This window comes from Corynebacterium minutissimum (genome assembly GCF_016889765.1).
Lineage (GTDB): Bacteria > Actinomycetota > Actinomycetes > Mycobacteriales > Mycobacteriaceae > Corynebacterium > Corynebacterium minutissimum_B.
This window is the reverse complement of sequence record NZ_CP069533.1, coordinates 444,668-461,107: the sequence shown is the minus strand read 5'-3', so window position 1 is coordinate 461,107 and position 16,440 is coordinate 444,668. Positions and strand designations below refer to the sequence as shown.

Below are 16,440 nucleotides of genomic sequence, written 5' to 3'. Positions count from 1 at the left end.
GAGAGCGCGCCCTGGGCTGGGGGCACAGCGGAGTCAGTTGATAGTTCGGAGTCGTCGACAGCCGCGTCGACCTCCGGGTGCGAATGTGCGGAGACAGTCACAGTTGCTTCCTTGAAGAGTTGAGGTGAGATTCGAGTTCGGTGAGGTAGGTGTCGAGGTGGCCGGCGCGGAGGGCGTCGGCAAGCAAGGCGTGCTGGGCAACGAAGGCACGGGCACGCTCAACGCTGCGCCCCACGGCCGTGGCGGTGAAACGTTGCTGGCGCTCGCGCAAGGTGTGTCCCAGATTGGCCAGCAGACGGTTGCCACCGTTGTCCATGATGGTCTGGTGGAATTTCGCGTCGAGCCGGGCATAGGCGCGTAAGTCGTCCTTGTCGAGCGCGGCATGTTGTTCCGCAATGGTGGCGTCGAGGACATCGGTGATGAGGCCGCGCTCCTCGGCTGGTAAAGAGCAGATATGACGGGCAGAGTGCTCGTCGACGAGCATGCGTGCCTCGTACACTTCACGAATCTCGCGGGGACTAATCGGTACCACGAGCGCGCCACGCTTGGGGTAGAGCTTCAAAAAGCCTTCCACCTCGAGGCGGAGGAAAGCTTCACGCACCGGGGTACGGCTCATCCCCAGCTCTGAGGCGAGGGCGGCTTCGGAGAGCATCTCCGAGTCACCAACCTCGTCATCGATGATGCGGCGTTTGAGGTGTTCGTAGGCCCGTTCCGCGGCGGGCACCTTGTCTTTCTGCATGCATACATGATGCATGCATGCGGCATTCAAGATCTAGCGCAAACGCCAATTCGTGAGACATCGATCACGCGGAGGGCAAGTGAGAGCTAGTTCTCCGAATATCGAATGTGGCTAGGTGGGAGACGTGTTAAAGACGAGTGAGGGAGGCAGTGGTGACGTCGTAAAGCACTGCCTCGCCCATGCCAACCCAACCGATAAAAGGATCATCCTGAAGCACGTGCGGAGTGTGGACATGGCCGAGAATCCATGCGTCGAAGCCACACGCCTGTAGTTGATTGGGCGTCGTAGGCAAGCAGACGCCTTTGGAGAACTCACCGGTCACTGACGAATGCAGCAAGCCTAGGTGCGGCCCGTCGCCTTGGCGGGCAGGAAAGGTGAGTATGCGGGGATCAGGGTCTGCGGCCACCGCGGCGGTAACAACAGTTGCGCCCGCGCAGTGAAAGGCATGAACGTCGGTAGAGTGAACGGTCACAAACGAAGGGAAGCTGAGTTTGTGGTGGACGTCGTGATTTCCGGAGATGAAATGGGCGTCGTCGAAAAGCTTGCCGGCGCGGGCCATGATTTGCTGGGCCTGGGGGACGTATGTTTCTGTGTCGGCCGTGCGATCAATGATGTCACCGAGACAGATGCAGGCATCCGCGTCCGTGGTCTCCAGCACGTCGAGTGCCCACTCTATGCCCGGCGCGCCGGGCCTGCCAAGGTGAAGATCCGCGAAAATGAGAATGCTAGCCACGCGCCCGCCGTCCCTGCCACCAGGTGATAAGTACTAGCACGACGGTGGAGGTGCCTACACCGATGAGCGTCATGGCCATGGCTTCTGCGCGATGTCCCTGGTCAAATTGGTTCATAATCCAGGGCGCGAGGAGATTGAGCTGGCTCGGACGGATTAGGGAGGACATGACGAGCTCGCGGAAGCCCACAAAGAACGCCAGCAGCCAACCGGCAAAGATACCCGGGGCAAGCAGCGGCAAGGTGATGCTGCGCAACGTATGGGGCGCAGAGGCACCGGATACGGCGGCTGCCTCGTAGACCGAAGGGGAAACTGCGCCAGCGGAGGTTTTGATGTTTTGTACCGCCATGGGCAGGAAGAGGACGGTAAAAGCCATGACGAGGATGCTCATGGAGCCATAAGGTGTCCATGGCAGCCACGGTGCGTTCCACAGGAGGATGAAGCCGATGGCAAGCACAATGCCGGGAACAGTATCGGGTGCCACAGCAAGGAAGTCCGTGACACGGGCGCTGACCTGCTTGGTCCGCTGGGTGAGCAAGGTGACCGCAATGCCGAGGATGACCGCCGTCGAGGCGCCTACTGCGCCAAGGGCAATGGAACGCAGCAAAGCTTCCTGGGCAGAAGGCATCTGTAGGACGATGGCGAAATAGTCGAAGGTGAGGTTCTGAGGCGTTGGGGGCGCGGAGCGCAGAATGGTCATTGCTGCCAGGGTGATGGAAATATACGGGATGAGCACCGAGCAGGCGATGATGAGGAAGGTGACTAAGCCGCCGAGCACCTTGCCCGCAGCGCCAATGCGGAGCGAGACCTGGCGGGATACGCGTCCACCACCGGTAAGGTCGCGCCGCGAGACCCATTGCTGGAAGGCCCATGCACCCACGCCAAGTGCAAACAGCACAGATGAGGAGGCTGCTGCATCGGAGAAACTCAACGGATCGATGGTGACGTCTTGGTAGATGGAGGAGACGAGGACTGTAAAACCGATCGCATTTCCCAAGGTAACCGGGGTGCCAAACTCGCCGGCAGCCTTGATGAAAATGATCAGTGCGCCCAGTGAATAGGGGCCCACGACGGTGGGCAGGATGATGCGACTAATCTGTTGCCACCGGCTGGCTCCGGCGACTTGAGCCATTTCCAGAGAGGATGCGGGAATTGAGGTCAAGCAGTTGCGCAGGATGAGGTAGAGGAAGGGAAAGAGCTCGCACGCCATGATGAAAGCCATGCCAGGAACCGAGTAAATGGCGTCATGCGCGAGCTTGCCGACGGTATGCCCGAAGAGCAATTCGGAGACTCCACCACGGCGGGTGAAATCCATCCACGCCATTGCTGCGGCAAAAGGCGGGGTCATGAAAGGAATCATGATGGCGATTTCTATCCAGTTCGCCTTAGAAAAAGACGTCCACGCGCGCAGGAAAGCTAGCGGGGCAGTGAACAGAGTAGAAAAGACCACCACGAGGAAGGAGAGGACGACCGTATTGAGCAGCACCTCTCCCATGCCCGGCTCCACAATCTTGTGGAGGGAGGAAGGCTCATCGCGGTAACCCACCACGGCGCTGATGAGCACCGATACCAACGGCGCGGCGACAAGCACGAGCAGCACGATGAGTACTGCATAGATACCAAGAGTGCGCTGTGGGCTGCGGGTAGTAGTGCTCATGAGGTGGGGTTACTCCGTGGTGAGAAAGTAGGGACTACTTCAGGTAGCGCTCGGCGAACTTTTCCTTGACGTCCTTCGAGGAAGAGGCGATGCCATCGAGATCTTCGTTAAGAGTGTCAATCTCCTCCAGCTTCGGTCCGTTCTTCGGGGCGATGTCGGTGTTGGCTGGGATCATGTTCTTGGACGCAGAAATCTCCTGTGCCTCATCGGAGAACATGAAGTCAACAAAAGCCTCGGCGGCGTCCTTGTTATCGGTGGTCTTGAGGATCATGACTGGGCGCGGGGTGACGGTAGTGCCGGAGGACGGGATAACAACCTCAAGCGGCTCGCCCTTGGCTTTAGCGGAGTACGCCGAGTAGTCCACGCCGCCCATGACGATGCCGCGGGAGCCGGAGGTGACCTGATCCAAGGCTGGACCGTTAGCGCCCTGAACAATCATGCCGTTGTCGAAGAGCTTGTCAAAGAGCTCCCACGTCTTGTCCTCGCCCCACTGGTCCACCATGGCGGCAATGAGGTCAGCGGCCGTGCCAGACTCGCGCGGATCCGGCATGATGACCTGATCCTTGTACTTTTCGTCGGCGAGATCCTCCCAGTCCTGAGGGGCGGAGTCCACCACGTTGGTGTTGGTAACCAGCGCCAATGCGGATCCATCGCGACCGGTGAAGGTGCCGTTCTTGGACACCCAGCTCGAGGTGATCTTGTCAGCGCCTTCCGGGGTGTACTCTTCCAGAGCGCCGGCCTTGTCCTGCTTGGAAGCTGCAGACCAGGAAGCCAGGTAGACCACGTCAGCCTGCGGGTTAGCCTCTTCTGCCTTGAGCTTGGCAGTAATCTTTCCGGTGGTGTCGGCGAAGACGTTGACCTTGACATCGGTCTTTTCTTCGAAGGCTTCGACGAGGGCGTCGGTAAGGCCCTGCGGGTTCGCAGAGTAGTAGTCCAGCTCGCCGGACAGTCCTTCCGGGGCCTCCCAGGCCTCAGCGGTGGACTCAGCGCCGGTGTTGTCAGCGGAGGAGGCGTCGGTGGAGTCGGCTGAATCAACAGAACCGCAACCGGCCAGAGCCAGGGCGGAAGCAGCGGTGGCAGCCACAGCGAGAGAAAGCTTCTTATACAGCATGGAGAATCCTTAACAGTAGAAAACAGATGAGTTTAGTACGCGAGACGTACCGTCGAACCACGTTCGACTCGGGAGCGGCTGTAAGCCACCCAGGGTTCGTCAGCGCCCTCGACATCGCAGTGCAACTCGTAGCGCCCGCCGATGTACTGAGCAGTGCGGACGACCCCGTCCACGTGGTGCGGGAAAGACCCGATGTCTTCCTCCGCGCCAAGGACGGTGAGGTTTTCCGGACGGACGTCGGGAAGCCCGGCGCGGCGGTTCATGGTGCCCACGAAGCCGCCGACGAAGGGAGTGGCGGGGGAATCGTAGAGGGTAACAGGATCGGCGAACTGTTCGATGACACCGTCTTTCATGACGACGACTCGGTCCGACATGGACAGCGCCTCGGACTGATCGTGGGTAACGTAGATGACCGTGAGGCCCAAATCGTGAGCAAGCGCGGTGAGCTCGGCACGAATCTGAACACGCAGGGCAGCGTCGAGCGCAGAGAGTGGCTCATCCATGAGAAGTAGCTGCGGGTTGGACACAAGCGCGCGGGCGATGGCTACGCGCTGCTGCTGGCCGCCGGAGAGCTGATTGGGGCGAGCCTGAGCCTTCGGGGTAATACCGACCATGTCCATGCATGTGCGCACTCGTTCGGCGCGTTCCGCAGACGATAGCTTGTTCCCCGCGGTCGTGAGAGGAAATTCGATGTTCTTCTCCACAGTCATGTGTGGCCACAGCGCCAGATCCTGGAAGACCATGGACAAGTTGCGCTTATTCACCGGAACGTTGGTGCGAGGGCCGAACATTTCTTTGCCGGAGAAGGTGATGGTGCCGGCATCAGGAGTTTCGAGGCCTGCGATGCAGCGCAGAAGGGTGGACTTGCCACAACCGGAGGGGCCGAGGATAGAGATGAACTCGCCGGAGTTAATGACGAGGTCAGTGGCATGGAGGCCGGTGTTGTCCGCGAACTCGCGCTTAATGCCGTTGATGACCACGTGGGCTTGGGAGGCAGGGTGTTGGGGCGAGAGCTGAGAAGTCACAGCGAAGTAGATTAGGCCGAGAAAGTAACCGAGGGGAGTCGGGGCAGTTACGAAAGCGGTAAGCGCAGGTGAATAGTGGGTTTCCTGCGGCTAGAGCTTAGACTGGAGCTCATGCAACGCTGGGTCCTTCACATCGACATGGATGCTTTTTATGCCTCCGTGGAGCAGCTGACCCGGCCCACGCTGAGAGGACGCCCAGTGCTGGTGGGCGGCGCGGGTGGGCGCGGCGTGGTGGCTGGAGCTTCTTACGAAGCCCGTGAATATGGTGCGCATTCCGCTATGCCCATGTTCCGCGCCCAGCAGCTGGTGGGCTACCAGGCCGTGGTGGTGACGCCGCGGCGAGCAGTGTATTCGGCGGCCTCACGCCGAGTCTTTGGCATCATCGCTGACCATGCGGGGCTCATTGAGCAGCTTTCCATTGATGAAGCGTTCATGGAACCGGCTGCGCTGGCTGGGGCCGCGCCGGACGACGTCCACGAGTGGGCCGAGAACCTACGCCGTGTTATCCGCGAGGAAACAGGCCTACCCAGCTCTATCGGTGCGGGGGCGGGAAAACAGGCGGCGAAGATCGCCTCGGGCGAAGCGAAACCAGATGGCACCTTCGTGGTGCCGCAGGAACGGTTCGGTGAACTTATCCACCCGTTGCCCGTGGGCAAGCTGTGGGGCGCGGGTCCGGTGACGCAGCAGAAGCTTGGGGCCATTGGGGTAGAGACCATTGGGCAGCTCGCGGCCATGAGCCGCAAAGAAGTGGAGATTTCCCTCGGCGGCGTGGTGGGCGTGCAGCTGTGGCAGTTGGCGCAAGGCAGCGATGAGAGGCCCGTAGCTCCCCGTGCGATTGCGAAGCAGATTTCCACGGAGTTTACTTACCCCACGGACTTGCGCACGGTGCCGGAGGTGGACGCCGCGTTGACGCGGGCAGCAGAAGGTGCGCACCGCCGCTTGCTTAAGGATGGACGTGGTGCGCGCACTGTGACGGTAAAGTTACGGATGGCAGATTTCCACATCGAGTCACGTTCAGCCACCTTGCCCTATGCCACCGATGACCTAGAGATCCTCAAGGCGCGAGCGTTGAGTTTGGCGCGCTATCCCGACGAATTAGGGCCCATCCGGTTGGTTGGAGTGAGCTATTCGGGATTGGAAGCAGCCCGCCAAGATGTCCTTTTCCCGGAACTTGACCGCGAAGTCGTGCGCCCAGCTCCGGATACGGATTACGAGACCGGCGTCAGTGACCATCTGCCTGGCGAATCCGAAACGGAGACAGAGACCGGCGCAGAGGTGGGATCGCTCAGGGACGCGGAGACGGACTCGACGCGTCGCTGGCACGCTACTCAGGACGTCTACCACCCGGAGTTTGGCCACGGCTGGATTCAAGGCACGGGGCACGGTGTGGTCAGTGTGCGGTTTGAAACGCGAGCGACGGGGCCGGGATTTGTCCGCTCCTTTGCTTCTGAGGATGAAGAACTGAGACCAGCCGATCCGCTGGATTCGCTGGCGTGGGAGGACATCCCGATGGAGGCAGACGCAGAGTCCGATGATGCGGAGGAAGCGCCACCGAGAGAGGAAAGCTAGCCTGCGGTATACGTCGTGGCCTTCGGCACTGAGCTGAACATGTCACCCACCGGAGTGCCGGTAGCCAATGCTGCGGCGAGCATAATACGCGCCTGGCCGGCACGGAATCCGCCGGAAGCCACCGCGCCCATCTCGCCTAAGGTGGCGCCTCCACCCGCGCCGCCATAGGCCAGCTTGGTTACCCCATAGGGAGTGCGAGTGCTGATCACCACCGGCACTCCTGCCTGCAGCGCGCGGGCCACCCCGGCACCCATCTCTTCGCCCATATTGCCCGAGCCCATGGCTTCGATGACGAGGCCTTTGGTGTGGCCTAGGGAGGCGTCGACAAGCATGGATCCGGCACCCGGGTAGGCGGCGATGATCTCGACTGGGTACTCGGCCATCGCTGTTAGGGGCAAGGCTGGCAGTGCGGAGTCTCCCACCGGCAGCTCCTCAAAGCCGTTGAGGTGCGAGGTATGCCACTTGCGCGCACCGCGGCCGGGGATGGTTATGCCCCCAAATTGCACCCACACACCCGGCTTGCCAGAGCGTACAAGGTCGTATGCATCACGCAGATTGCGCGGGCCATCGCCAGCCGGGTGGTCGAAGGCACGCTGTGCGCCCGTGAGAACGATAGGTCCCGCGCCAAGGTCAAACAGGGACAAAGCCAGCGCGGTTTCCTCCATCGAATCCGTGCCGTGAGTAATGAGCACGCCCTTAATTTCCGGGCGAGCAAGCTGTGTGCGCACGCAGAGCAGAAGCTCATCGAGGTCAGCCAGCGTAATAGAGCTCGAATCCAGCGCGCGGAATTCCACGACCTCGATATCGTCCCCCAGGGATTCAGCCAGTTGTTGGCCACTAACAGTAGGAACGAGGGAGCCATCCTGGGCAGTGGTGCAGGCAATGGTGCCGCCGGTGGCGATGAGCGCGAAAGTCATTCCACCAGGGTACTTCAGACGCAACCCTGCGCGGGAAACACAGGGTGGTGTTCGTGAGCGCTAGAGTGAAAGGGATTAACCACGACCCCCTACGTGAGGAGTATCTGTGAAATCCATCAAGCTGAGCGCCGCCATCCTGGCCCTGGGTGCTAGTGCCACCCTGGCTGCCTGCTCGTCCTCGGACGAGGACGCGGCGAACTCGAGCAGCGCCGCGAAGCCCACCGGCGAGACCTCTGCCTCCCAGGTAGTCTCCACCGAGATGCCGTCCGTGGAGGAGCTCAACGAGATCCTGACGAAGGCGTCTGACCCGAACGTACCGCAGGAGGAGAAGGTTCAGCTGGTCCAGGGCAGTGAAACGGCGCCGGAGCTTTTCGACGTCATGTCCCAGTCCCAGGCCGAATCCGGCGCCACCTTTGAGGTCGTTGCCCCGGTCATCCCGGGCCTGGTGCCGGACTCCGCGCTGGCGACCGTCCACATCAACACCCCAGATGGCCAGCAGCAGACTGCTGATCAAGTGGAGTTCATCAAGGAGGGCGGTACGTGGAAGTTGTCTCAGACGTGGGCCTGTGTCCTCGTGACCAATATTGTGCCGCCGGAAGAGGTTCCGGAGATGTGTGCCGATTCCGCAGTAGACGCGCCTGCCGACGCCGCCGACGGCGAGATGCCAGCCGAGGGCGGGGCTCCCGCCGACGCAGCTGACGCCCCCGCCGAAGGTGAGGCTCCAGCACAGTAAGTTCCTCGCGCAGCAGCTGCGAGAAAGCACAAGCGCCCAGTCAGTCCTCGGTACGAAACCGGGGCTGACGGGCGCTTTCTTATGGGTGTGGAGAGTTTAGTCGGTGTGAAAACCCATCTCGGTGGCGCTGGTCTGCAGGACACGCAGGTCCGAGCCTTCTGCGCCATAGGAGATGACGGTGGTGATGGAGACGTCGCCAGCCGTCGGCAGTGGCTTGCTCAGGTCTACGGTGACGGTGCCCTCGGACTGGGTCGTGGTATCGAGGACCTTGAGTTCCTTGTTCCGTAGCTCTTCAGGGGCGTCGGCGCCGTCGAAGGACAGCGCGCCCAGGGACGGGCGCTGCTCCACGGAAACGTTGAGCGTCGCCACATCGCCGTCGAGCTTGTCCAAGGTGTACGTGGTGGTTTGCAACAGCGTAGATTCACCGGTGACGCGGGACTCCACCGTCCACTCCGCGCCGGGGCCGATCGCTTCTTCAGGGAAGACAATGGGCAGGGACGTCAGGCTGGTAATCGCGCGCTCCACGGCACTGCGCGCCTCATCGGTGGCTGCTTGCGGCGCGGCGAGGCGCAGTGAGTTCATTTGGCCGGTATCGGTGCCGCGCCAACCAAACTGGAAACCTTCAGCAGACTCCACATCCGCACCTTCTGCTTCGGGCTTGCCTACGGTGACGAAGGCATTGCGCGTAGCCGGCAACTGGCCCTCGACGTTTTCGGTAGCCGCCTCCACGGAGGCCTGCAACGGGAGGGTGATTCTATCGGTAGCTTCGGGCGCAGTGCCTTCGCTGCCATCTTTGCGTAGCTCCTGGTCGAAGCCAGTGGCGACGGTATAGGTCAGGGACTGCTCGGAATCAAGGTCCTGATAGGCCAGCACGCGGCCGGCGCCGTCGCCTGGGGAGAGGACGGTGACGCGTGGGGCGTCGAGGGGCAAGCCCACGGGTTCCTCCACCGGCTTGGCCGGCTGGGAATAGGAACAGCCAGCAAGAGCGCCGGTCAAGGCCAAGGCTGCAGCGGACAGAACTGAAACGACTCTCACACGAAACACGCATTCCAAAATACCGGATGGGGCTGTTTAGAATGGAACGGGTGAAGGCAAGGAGATATATCGGAACAATGGCCGCGGTGGTGCTGGGAGTAGCTGCCGTGGACCAAGCAGTGAAGCAACTGATGCTGTCGATCCTTACCGAAGGCGAAGCGCTGCCGGTGATTGGTAACTGGTTCCGCTTCTACCTCCTTTTCAACCCCGGCGCGGCCTTCTCCATGGGAGGGGAGGGCTCGACGTGGCTGTTTACTACCATCCAGCTGGCCTTCGTCGTCGGTGTTGCCATTGCTGCACCGAGGATTCATGACAAGTGGCAGGCGGTAGGCTTGGCCATGATTGCGGGCGGGGCGCTGGGTAATCTGATTGACCGCCTGGTGCGCGAGCCGGGATTCTGGTTTGGCCACGTGGTGGATTACATTTCCGTCGGCAGCTTCGCCGTCTTCAACATCGCGGATGCCTCAATCACGTGTGGCGTGGTGGTGTTTATCATCGCGATGTTCATGGCAGAGCGGAAGGAGGCACAAGAGTCCGATGCGTGAAAGTCGTAGGTTGCCGGTACCTGAGGGCCTCGAGGGTATGCGTGCCGATGCTGCTTTGGCCAAGCTATTGGGTGTTTCCCGAGCCAAGGTGGCGGAGCTGTGCGCGGCGGGTGACGTGGAGATCGACGGCGTGGCAGTGGGCAAGTCCGAGCGGCTTAGTGCCGGCGGTTGGATTGACGTCATGATGCCCGCGCCGGAAGAACCGCTGGTGCCCAAGGAGGAGCTGGTAGAGGGCATGGATGTCCTCTACGAGGATGAGGACATCATCTGCGTGTTCAAACCCGTAGGCGTGGCCGCGCACCCAACGTTGGGGTGGGAGGGGCCGACCGTGATTGGTGGGCTTCGCGCGGCGGGCTATGCGCTTGCCGACGCCGGACCTACCGAACGCAAGGGCATCGTGCACCGCCTCGACGTAGGCACCTCCGGGGTCATGGTGGTTGCCGCCAGCGAGCGCGCCTACTCCCAGCTGAAGACTGCCTTCCGCGAGCGGACTGTGGACAAGACCTATCACGCGGTGGTCCAGGGGCTGCCTGATCCTATCGTCGGCACGATTGATGCACCGATTGGGCGCCATCCGTCGGCGGGCTGGAAGTTCGCCGTAGTGGAGGACGGCAAGCCCGCGGTTACTCACTACAAGCTGCTGGAGGCCTTCCGCGAGGCCAGCCTGTTGGAAGTTCATCTGGAGACTGGCCGCACACACCAGATCCGCGTCCACATGTCCGCCACCGGACATCCGTGCGTGGGTGATCCGATGTATGGCTGCGACCCGAACCTGGCTAAGCGCGTCGGCCTTATCCGGCAGTGGCTTCATGCGGTGTCCCTGGGCTTTACGCACCCGGGCACGGGCAAATGGTTTGAGTGCACCGCGCCGTACCCGGAGGATCTCGAGCACGCAGTAGAGGTCTTGCGCGGATGACGGTGAAGCGATCCACCCGCCAGCGTATTTATCGCCGCCGCCGTATGGCAGCCTACGTGCTGCTGTCGGTGACAGCGCTGCTCGTGGTTCTTTCCTTTGGCATGTTTGGTACGCAGCCCAGCACCGCTCTCCAAGGCGACCAGCTGGGCCCGGACGGCTCCGAGACCGCCGCCGAGTACCGCGAGCGCGCCGAAGCCTCGCTGGCCCAAGCCGATGAACCGACGTATGCGCTCGTGGGATTCCACACAGCGCTGTCACCGGAGGACACCGCTGAGGTGCTACGTTCCGTGCAGCGTATGGATGCCATCATCATTGGATTGGCCGCCCCCGTAGCAGTCCCGGAACCTACAGCAGGCAAGGACCGCGCGGACGTCATTACTACCGTTCTTCAGCGCGTGGCTCAGGCCGCCGGTGATGGCAGCGAGACACCAACGCAGGTCGATGCCGCGGTGGTCTATTCCAGCGGCACTGACCTGCGCGCTCTCGCCACTGACCCTCGCGTAAAGACTGTGGAAGCCGCGCCTGCCGACGCCGCCTGGGGTTCCTTCGGAGTGCGCCCGCCCTCCAATACCCGTTAAAGTGACCAGCAGTAAGGAGCGATGATGCGACTATTCCCCAAGACCTCCACGTGGCCTGCCAACTACCGCTTCGCCTACATTCTTGTATGGGCAGGAGCCATCATCACAGTCCTCGCCGCCATCGCGCTAGCACTCTTGGGTAGTGATGGGCTGACGCTGGGCATCATGATTGTTGTGGCCCTCTACTGCATCGCCATGGCAGTGCTCATGCCGCGGTGGGCGCTCAACGGTGCAGAGGAAGCCGCCAAGCGGGCCCGAGCCAAGGAAGCCCGTGACGAGCTGCGCCGGGTGAAGAAGCAGAAGTAGTCGCCCTAGGGCCTTCTAGGCGGCAGTCTCGTCGGTGCTGGGGGTCGGGGAGTGGAGGCGGGCGCGGCGTCGGGAAGCGTGGCCCATCCTCACCAAATCCGCCAGGTAAATGATGACCGCTACCCAAATGATGATGAAGCCGATCCAGCGCTCGGTTGGCATATCTTCCTGGGTGACGAAGACTGCCCACAGCATCTGCATAATCGGCGTCATGTACTGCAGCATGCCGATGGTGGATAGGCGCAGGTGCTTAGCGCCCTGTGCAAAACAGAGCAGCGGCAGAGCAGTCACTAGTCCGGAGGTGACGAGCAGCGCCATGTGGCCGGGGCCCTCGCTGGCAAAGGTGGATTCGCCCTGGACCTGCAGGTATCCCAGGTACATGAGTGCGAAGGGCAGCATGACGATGGTTTCCGCGGCCACGGAGCCCATGGAAGAGACCGAAATCTGTTTCTTTAGCAGCCCGTAGAGTGCGAAACTGAAAGCCAGGGCCAGCGAATAATACGGTGCCTGGCCGGTCATGAATGTCAGCCACAGCACCGCCACGAAGGCAATGCTGACCGATGCCACCTGTGCCTTCGTCAGCGTTTCCTTGAGGAAGATGATGCCTAAGGCCACGGAGACGAGCGGGTTGATGAAATATCCCAGCGCGGCATCGGCCACGTGGTTGCTGTTGACCGCGATGACGTACGTACCCCAGTTGATAGTGATGGTGATACCGCAGCCCAGCATCCAGCCCCACGTGCGCAGGCTCATCTCTTTCAGCTCGCGCCAGCCGCCAGTAATCACCAGCATGAAGGTGACGAGCACCGCAGTCCACACAATGCGGTGCGCAAGGATTTCAAATGGGCTGGCGGGGCGCAGCAGCGGGAAGAACGCCGGGAAGAAGCCCCACATGAGATAGGCGGCAATAGTGTAGAACATCACAGAAAAATGTACAGGACGTTGAGTAATCCGGGAAGTTTGACGGCCCCGCTAAGATGACCGCATGGCCAAAAACTCATCCTTCGTCCACCTACACAACCACACCGAGTTTTCCATGCTGGACGGCATGGCAAAGGTGGATATGTTGGCGGATGAGGTGGTCCGCCAAGGCATGCCCGCCGTCGGCATGACGGACCACGGCAACATGTACGGCTCCAATGCCTTTTACCAGAGGATGACGAGCGCAGGCGTCAAACCCATCATTGGTATTGAGGCCTACCTCGCGCCGGAGTCGCGTTTCAATAAGAAGCGCGTGCTGTGGGGAACACCAGATCAAAAGCGTGATGATGTTTCTGCCTCCGGTGCCTACCTGCACCAGACCATGCTGGCGGAAAATGAAACTGGTCTGCGCAACCTGTTCAAGCTCTCCTCGCTTGCCTCTTACGAAGGTCAGCTGGGCAAGTGGCCGCGTATGGATGCGGAACTCATCGCTGAGCATGCTGAGGGCATTATCGCGACCACCGGCTGCCCCTCCGGCGACGTCCAAACCCGCCTGCGTCTAGGCCAGTTCAACGAGGCCCTCGAAGCCGCTGCGATGTGGCAGGACATCTATGGCAAGGACAACTTCTTCCTCGAGCTCATGGACCACGGGCTGGATATCGAGAAGCGCACGCGTGATGGCCTGTTGGAGATTGGCCGCAAGCTGGACCTGCCGCCGCTGGTGACCAATGACTGCCACTACGTGCTGGAGTCTCAAGCCCCAGCGCATGAGGCCATGCTGTGCGTGCAGACGGGCAAGACCTTCATGGACCCGGACCGTTTCAAATTCGATGGCACCGGCTACTACATCAAGTCCGCCCAACAGATGCGTGAACTGTGGGACCACATGGTCCCTGAAGCCTGCGATAATACGCTGTGGATTGCGGAGCGCGTCCAGGATTATGGCGCGATTTGGGAAGAGCATACCCACGACCGCATGCCGATTGCGGACGTCCCCGAGGGCCACACCCCCACCTCCTGGCTGACCCACGAGGTCATGGAGGGCCTTAAGGATCGCTTCAACGGTGGGGACGTGCCGCAGGAATACATCGACCGCGCTGAGTACGAAATCAGCGTCATCGACATGAAGGGCTACCCCTCCTACTTCCTCATCGTGGCCGAGCTCATCAAGCACGCGCGCTCCATCGGTATTCGCGTCGGTCCGGGGCGTGGTTCGGCTGCAGGTGCGCTCGTGGCGTATGCGCTGACGATTACCAACATTGACCCCATCGAGCACGGCCTCCTCTTCGAGCGATTTCTTAACCCGGAGCGCCCCTCCGCACCGGATATCGATATCGACTTCGATGATCGCCGCCGCGGCGAAATGATTACCTACGCTGCTGAGCGCTGGGGCGAGGACAAGGTTGCCCAGGTGATTACCTTCGGCACTGTGAAGACCAAGCAGGCCATTAAGGACTCCGCCAAGGTGCACTTTGGTCAGCCCGGCTTCCAGATGGCCGACCGCATCAACGGCGCATTGCCGCCGGCCATCATGGCCAAGGATATTCCGCTGGCCGGTATTACTGATCCGGAGCACGAGCGCTACTCGGAGGCCACCGAGGTCCGTCAGATGATTGAGACTGACCCGGACGTCAAGAAGATTTATGAGACCGCGCGTGGTCTTGAAGGCGTCGTCAGGCAGGCCGGCGTGCACGCCTGCGCGGTGATTATGGCCTCGGTGCGGCTTATGGACCACATTCCAATGTGGAAGCGCCCCGCCGACGGCGCCTACATCACCGGTTGGGACTACCCAGCCTGTGAGGCCATTGGCCTGCTGAAGATGGACTTTCTGGGCCTGCGCAACCTCACCGTGATTGGTGACTGCCTAGAGAACATCAAGAAAAACCGCGGCGAAGAGATTGGCCTGGAGGACCTTCACGCCGATGATCCGAAGGTATCCAAGGTCTATGACCTGCTGTCACGCGGCGATACCCTGGGCGTGTTCCAGCTCGACTCTGGCGGCATGCAGGAGCTGCTCAAACGTATGAAACCGACAGGTTTCAAGGATATTGTCGCGTCGCTGGCGCTCTACCGCCCGGGCCCGATGGGCGTGAACGCTCACTGGGACTACGCGGACCGCAAGAATGGGCGTAAGGAAATTACTCCAATTCACCCGGAGCTGGAAGAGCCGCTCAAGGAAATCCTCGATGAGACCTACGGCCTCATCGTGTATCAGGAGCAGATCATGCGTATCTCGCAGAAGGTGGCGAACTACACCGCCGGCGAGGCAGATGGCTTCCGCAAGGCTATGGGTAAGAAGAAGCCGGAAGTCCTGGCACAGCAGTACGACAAGTTCTGGGGCGGCATGAAGGACAACGGCTACTCCAAGGAAGCCATGGACGCGCTGTGGGGCACGATTGAGCCCTTTGCCTCCTACGCGTTTAACAAGTCCCACGCCGCAGGCTACGGCTTGGTGTCCTTCTGGACGGCCTACCTCAAGGCCTACTATGCGCCGGAGTACATGGCAGCGCTTTTGACCTCGGTAGGTGACAAGAAGGATAAATCCGCTATCTACCTTGCCGATTGCCGCCACCTTGGCATCCGCGTGCTCTCCCCGGACGTTAACGAGTCCCAGGAAACCTTCCAGGCTGTGGGGGACGATATTCGCTTCGGTATGGGCGCTATCCGCAACGTCGGTGGGGAAGTGGTCGATTCCATCGTGAAGACCCGTCGGGAGAAAGGCGCTTATACGTCCTTCTCTGACTATTTGGACAAGATTGAGCTAGCAGCCTGCTCCAAGCGCGTGACGGAGTCCCTCATCAAGGCCGGCGCTTTCGACTCCCTGGAGCACCCACGCAAGGGCCTTATGCTCATTCACGAGGACGCAGTGGACTCCGTTCAGACCACGAAGAAGGCAGCTGATAAAGGTCAGTTCGACCTTTTCGCCGGCTTCGGTGGCGGTGACGAGGAAGGCGATTCTGGATCTGCCTTTGCTATTGACGTCCCCGATGAGAATTGGGATCGTAAGCACGAGTTGGCACTGGAGCGTGAGATGCTGGGCCTTTACGTCTCCGGCCACCCGCTCGACGGTTTCGAGGAAGCACTCGATGCACAGACCGATACGCCGATTACCAAGATTCTTAACGGTGAAGTCGGCAACGGACAGGAGCTGGTGATTGGCGGCATCATCTCAGGCGTGGACAGGCGTTTTTCCAAGCGCGATGGTTCCCCGTGGGCCATCGTCAGCATCGAGGATCATAACGGCGCCCAGGTAGACATCCTTGTGTTCAACCAGGTGTACTCGCTGGTGGCTCCGCAAATTGCGGAAGACAACATCATCCTGGCCAAGGTTCAGGTGAAGATTCGTGATGAGCGCATGTCCCTCTTCTGTTCCGATATCAAGGTGCCTGACTTAGGCCCTGGCAATGGTGCCGGCCTGCCCCTGCGCCTGACTATGCGCACAGACCAGTGCACGATGGATAACATTGCCAAGCTCAAGCAGGTGCTCGTTAACAACAAGGGCGAGTCGGACGTGTACCTCACGCTTGTCGACGGTGAAGAGTCCACCATGATGGTCCTCGGTGAGCACCTGCGTGTGGAGCGCTCGAGCAACCTGATGGGTGACCTCAAGGCCACGATGGGGGCTGGCATCCTCGGGTGAATCTAAGTTGAATCGAGA

Annotated in this window: 15 protein-coding genes; 7 read left to right on the top strand and 8 right to left on the bottom strand. The window is 61.0% G+C overall.

Features of this window, described 5'->3' with window-relative positions; genetic code table 11:
* Positions 1-97: 97 nt before the first annotated feature.
* The 5 genes from I6J26_RS02135 to I6J26_RS02115 all read right to left on the bottom strand — a co-directional run bounded on the left by I6J26_RS02135 (position 98) and on the right by I6J26_RS02115 (position 5,262).
* Positions 98-739: a GntR family transcriptional regulator gene (locus tag I6J26_RS02135; RefSeq protein ID WP_115022866.1), complete on the bottom strand. Its 642-nt coding sequence runs from the start codon at positions 737-739 to the stop codon at positions 98-100.
* Between the two features lie 127 nt (positions 740-866).
* Positions 867-1,472: a metallophosphoesterase family protein gene (locus tag I6J26_RS02130; protein ID WP_115022864.1), complete on the bottom strand. Its 606-nt coding sequence runs from the start codon at positions 1,470-1,472 to the stop codon at positions 867-869.
* Positions 1,465-3,126 carry an ABC transporter permease gene (locus I6J26_RS02125; protein ID WP_115022862.1) on the bottom strand — a complete coding sequence of 554 codons (1,662 nt, stop codon included), beginning with the start codon at positions 3,124-3,126 and terminating at the stop codon, positions 1,465-1,467. Before I6J26_RS02125 ends, I6J26_RS02130 begins: the two co-directional genes overlap by 8 nt.
* 34 nt (positions 3,127-3,160) lie before the next feature.
* Entirely contained in the window at positions 3,161-4,237 is a 1,077-nt protein-coding gene (locus I6J26_RS02120) for an ABC transporter substrate-binding protein (protein ID WP_039676066.1), read from the bottom strand.
* Positions 4,238-4,269: 32 nt separating this feature from the next.
* Entirely contained in the window at positions 4,270-5,262 is a 993-nt protein-coding gene (locus I6J26_RS02115; protein WP_115022860.1) for an ABC transporter ATP-binding protein, read from the bottom strand.
* A gap of 111 nt (positions 5,263-5,373) precedes the next feature.
* Here I6J26_RS02115 and I6J26_RS02110 point away from each other — a divergent pair, with 111 nt between their 5' ends.
* Positions 5,374-6,831 (top strand): DNA polymerase IV, encoded by a 1,458-nt coding sequence (locus I6J26_RS02110; RefSeq protein WP_115022858.1) that lies wholly within the window; start codon positions 5,374-5,376, stop codon positions 6,829-6,831.
* Here the strand turns inward: I6J26_RS02110 and I6J26_RS02105 are convergent.
* Complete coding sequence (locus I6J26_RS02105; protein ID WP_115022856.1) at positions 6,828-7,748, bottom strand: asparaginase; 921 nt, start codon at positions 7,746-7,748, stop codon at positions 6,828-6,830. The two genes, I6J26_RS02110 and I6J26_RS02105, sit on opposite strands and share 4 nt — an antisense overlap.
* A 106-nt stretch (positions 7,749-7,854) precedes the next feature.
* Here I6J26_RS02105 and I6J26_RS02100 point away from each other — a divergent pair, with 106 nt between their 5' ends.
* Positions 7,855-8,481, top strand: a complete 627-nt coding sequence (locus I6J26_RS02100; protein ID WP_115022853.1) for a DUF4878 domain-containing protein — start codon at positions 7,855-7,857, stop codon at positions 8,479-8,481.
* A gap of 96 nt (positions 8,482-8,577) precedes the next feature.
* Here I6J26_RS02100 and I6J26_RS02095 read toward each other — a convergent pair whose 3' ends face one another.
* Entirely contained in the window at positions 8,578-9,525 is a 948-nt protein-coding gene (locus I6J26_RS02095) for a DUF6263 family protein (protein ID WP_115022851.1), read from the bottom strand.
* Positions 9,526-9,557: 32 nt separating this feature from the next.
* Here I6J26_RS02095 and lspA point away from each other — a divergent pair, with 32 nt between their 5' ends.
* Genes lspA through I6J26_RS02075 form a run of 4 tightly spaced genes read left to right on the top strand, consistent with a single transcriptional unit; the run spans position 9,558 to position 11,861 of the window.
* Entirely contained in the window at positions 9,558-10,061 is a 504-nt protein-coding gene (gene lspA / locus I6J26_RS02090) for a signal peptidase II (protein ID WP_039676057.1), read from the top strand.
* On the top strand, positions 10,054-10,977 hold the full coding sequence (locus tag I6J26_RS02085; protein WP_070669901.1) for an RluA family pseudouridine synthase: 924 nt from the start codon (positions 10,054-10,056) through the stop codon (positions 10,975-10,977). The genes lspA and I6J26_RS02085 overlap by 8 nt, the downstream gene beginning before the upstream one ends.
* The gene (locus I6J26_RS02080) at positions 10,974-11,555 is read left to right on the top strand and encodes a hypothetical protein (RefSeq protein WP_115022849.1); all 582 of its coding nucleotides are present in this window, start codon (positions 10,974-10,976) and stop codon (positions 11,553-11,555) included. Before I6J26_RS02085 ends, I6J26_RS02080 begins: the two co-directional genes overlap by 4 nt.
* A 21-nt stretch (positions 11,556-11,576) precedes the next feature.
* Complete coding sequence (locus tag I6J26_RS02075) at positions 11,577-11,861, top strand: permease (protein ID WP_239107469.1); 285 nt, start codon at positions 11,577-11,579, stop codon at positions 11,859-11,861.
* Positions 11,862-11,876: 15 nt separating this feature from the next.
* Here I6J26_RS02075 and rarD read toward each other — a convergent pair whose 3' ends face one another.
* Positions 11,877-12,782, bottom strand: coding sequence for an EamA family transporter RarD (gene rarD, locus I6J26_RS02070; RefSeq protein ID WP_115022839.1), 906 nt, complete (start codon positions 12,780-12,782; stop codon positions 11,877-11,879).
* A gap of 64 nt (positions 12,783-12,846) precedes the next feature.
* Between rarD and dnaE the strand changes: the two genes are divergently transcribed.
* A complete protein-coding gene (gene dnaE, locus I6J26_RS02065) occupies positions 12,847-16,422 on the top strand; it encodes a DNA polymerase III subunit alpha (RefSeq protein ID WP_115022837.1) in 3,576 nt (1,191 codons plus the stop codon).
* Positions 16,423-16,440 lie beyond the last annotated feature (18 nt).

Excerpts from the sequence above, each read along its gene's own strand:
- I6J26_RS02080 (WP_115022849.1), top strand. The coding sequence starts at position 10,974 with ATGACGGTGAAGCGATCCACCCGCCAGCGTATTTATCGCCGCCGCCGT.
- I6J26_RS02075 (WP_239107469.1), top strand. The coding sequence starts at position 11,577 with ATGATGCGACTATTCCCCAAGACCTCCACGTGGCCTGCCAACTACCGC.
- I6J26_RS02105 (WP_115022856.1), bottom strand. The coding sequence starts at position 7,748 with ATGACTTTCGCGCTCATCGCCACCGGCGGCACCATTGCCTGCACCACT.
- I6J26_RS02135 (WP_115022866.1), bottom strand. The coding sequence starts at position 739 with ATGCAGAAAGACAAGGTGCCCGCCGCGGAACGGGCCTACGAACACCTC.
- rarD (WP_115022839.1), bottom strand. The coding sequence starts at position 12,782 with ATGTTCTACACTATTGCCGCCTATCTCATGTGGGGCTTCTTCCCGGCG.
- I6J26_RS02085 (WP_070669901.1), top strand. The coding sequence starts at position 10,054 with ATGCGTGAAAGTCGTAGGTTGCCGGTACCTGAGGGCCTCGAGGGTATG.
- dnaE (WP_115022837.1), top strand. The coding sequence starts at position 12,847 with ATGGCCAAAAACTCATCCTTCGTCCACCTACACAACCACACCGAGTTT.
- I6J26_RS02125 (WP_115022862.1), bottom strand. The coding sequence starts at position 3,126 with ATGAGCACTACTACCCGCAGCCCACAGCGCACTCTTGGTATCTATGCA.
- I6J26_RS02110 (WP_115022858.1), top strand. The coding sequence starts at position 5,374 with ATGCAACGCTGGGTCCTTCACATCGACATGGATGCTTTTTATGCCTCC.
- I6J26_RS02120 (WP_039676066.1), bottom strand. The coding sequence starts at position 4,237 with ATGCTGTATAAGAAGCTTTCTCTCGCTGTGGCTGCCACCGCTGCTTCC.
- lspA (WP_039676057.1), top strand. The coding sequence starts at position 9,558 with ATGGAACGGGTGAAGGCAAGGAGATATATCGGAACAATGGCCGCGGTG.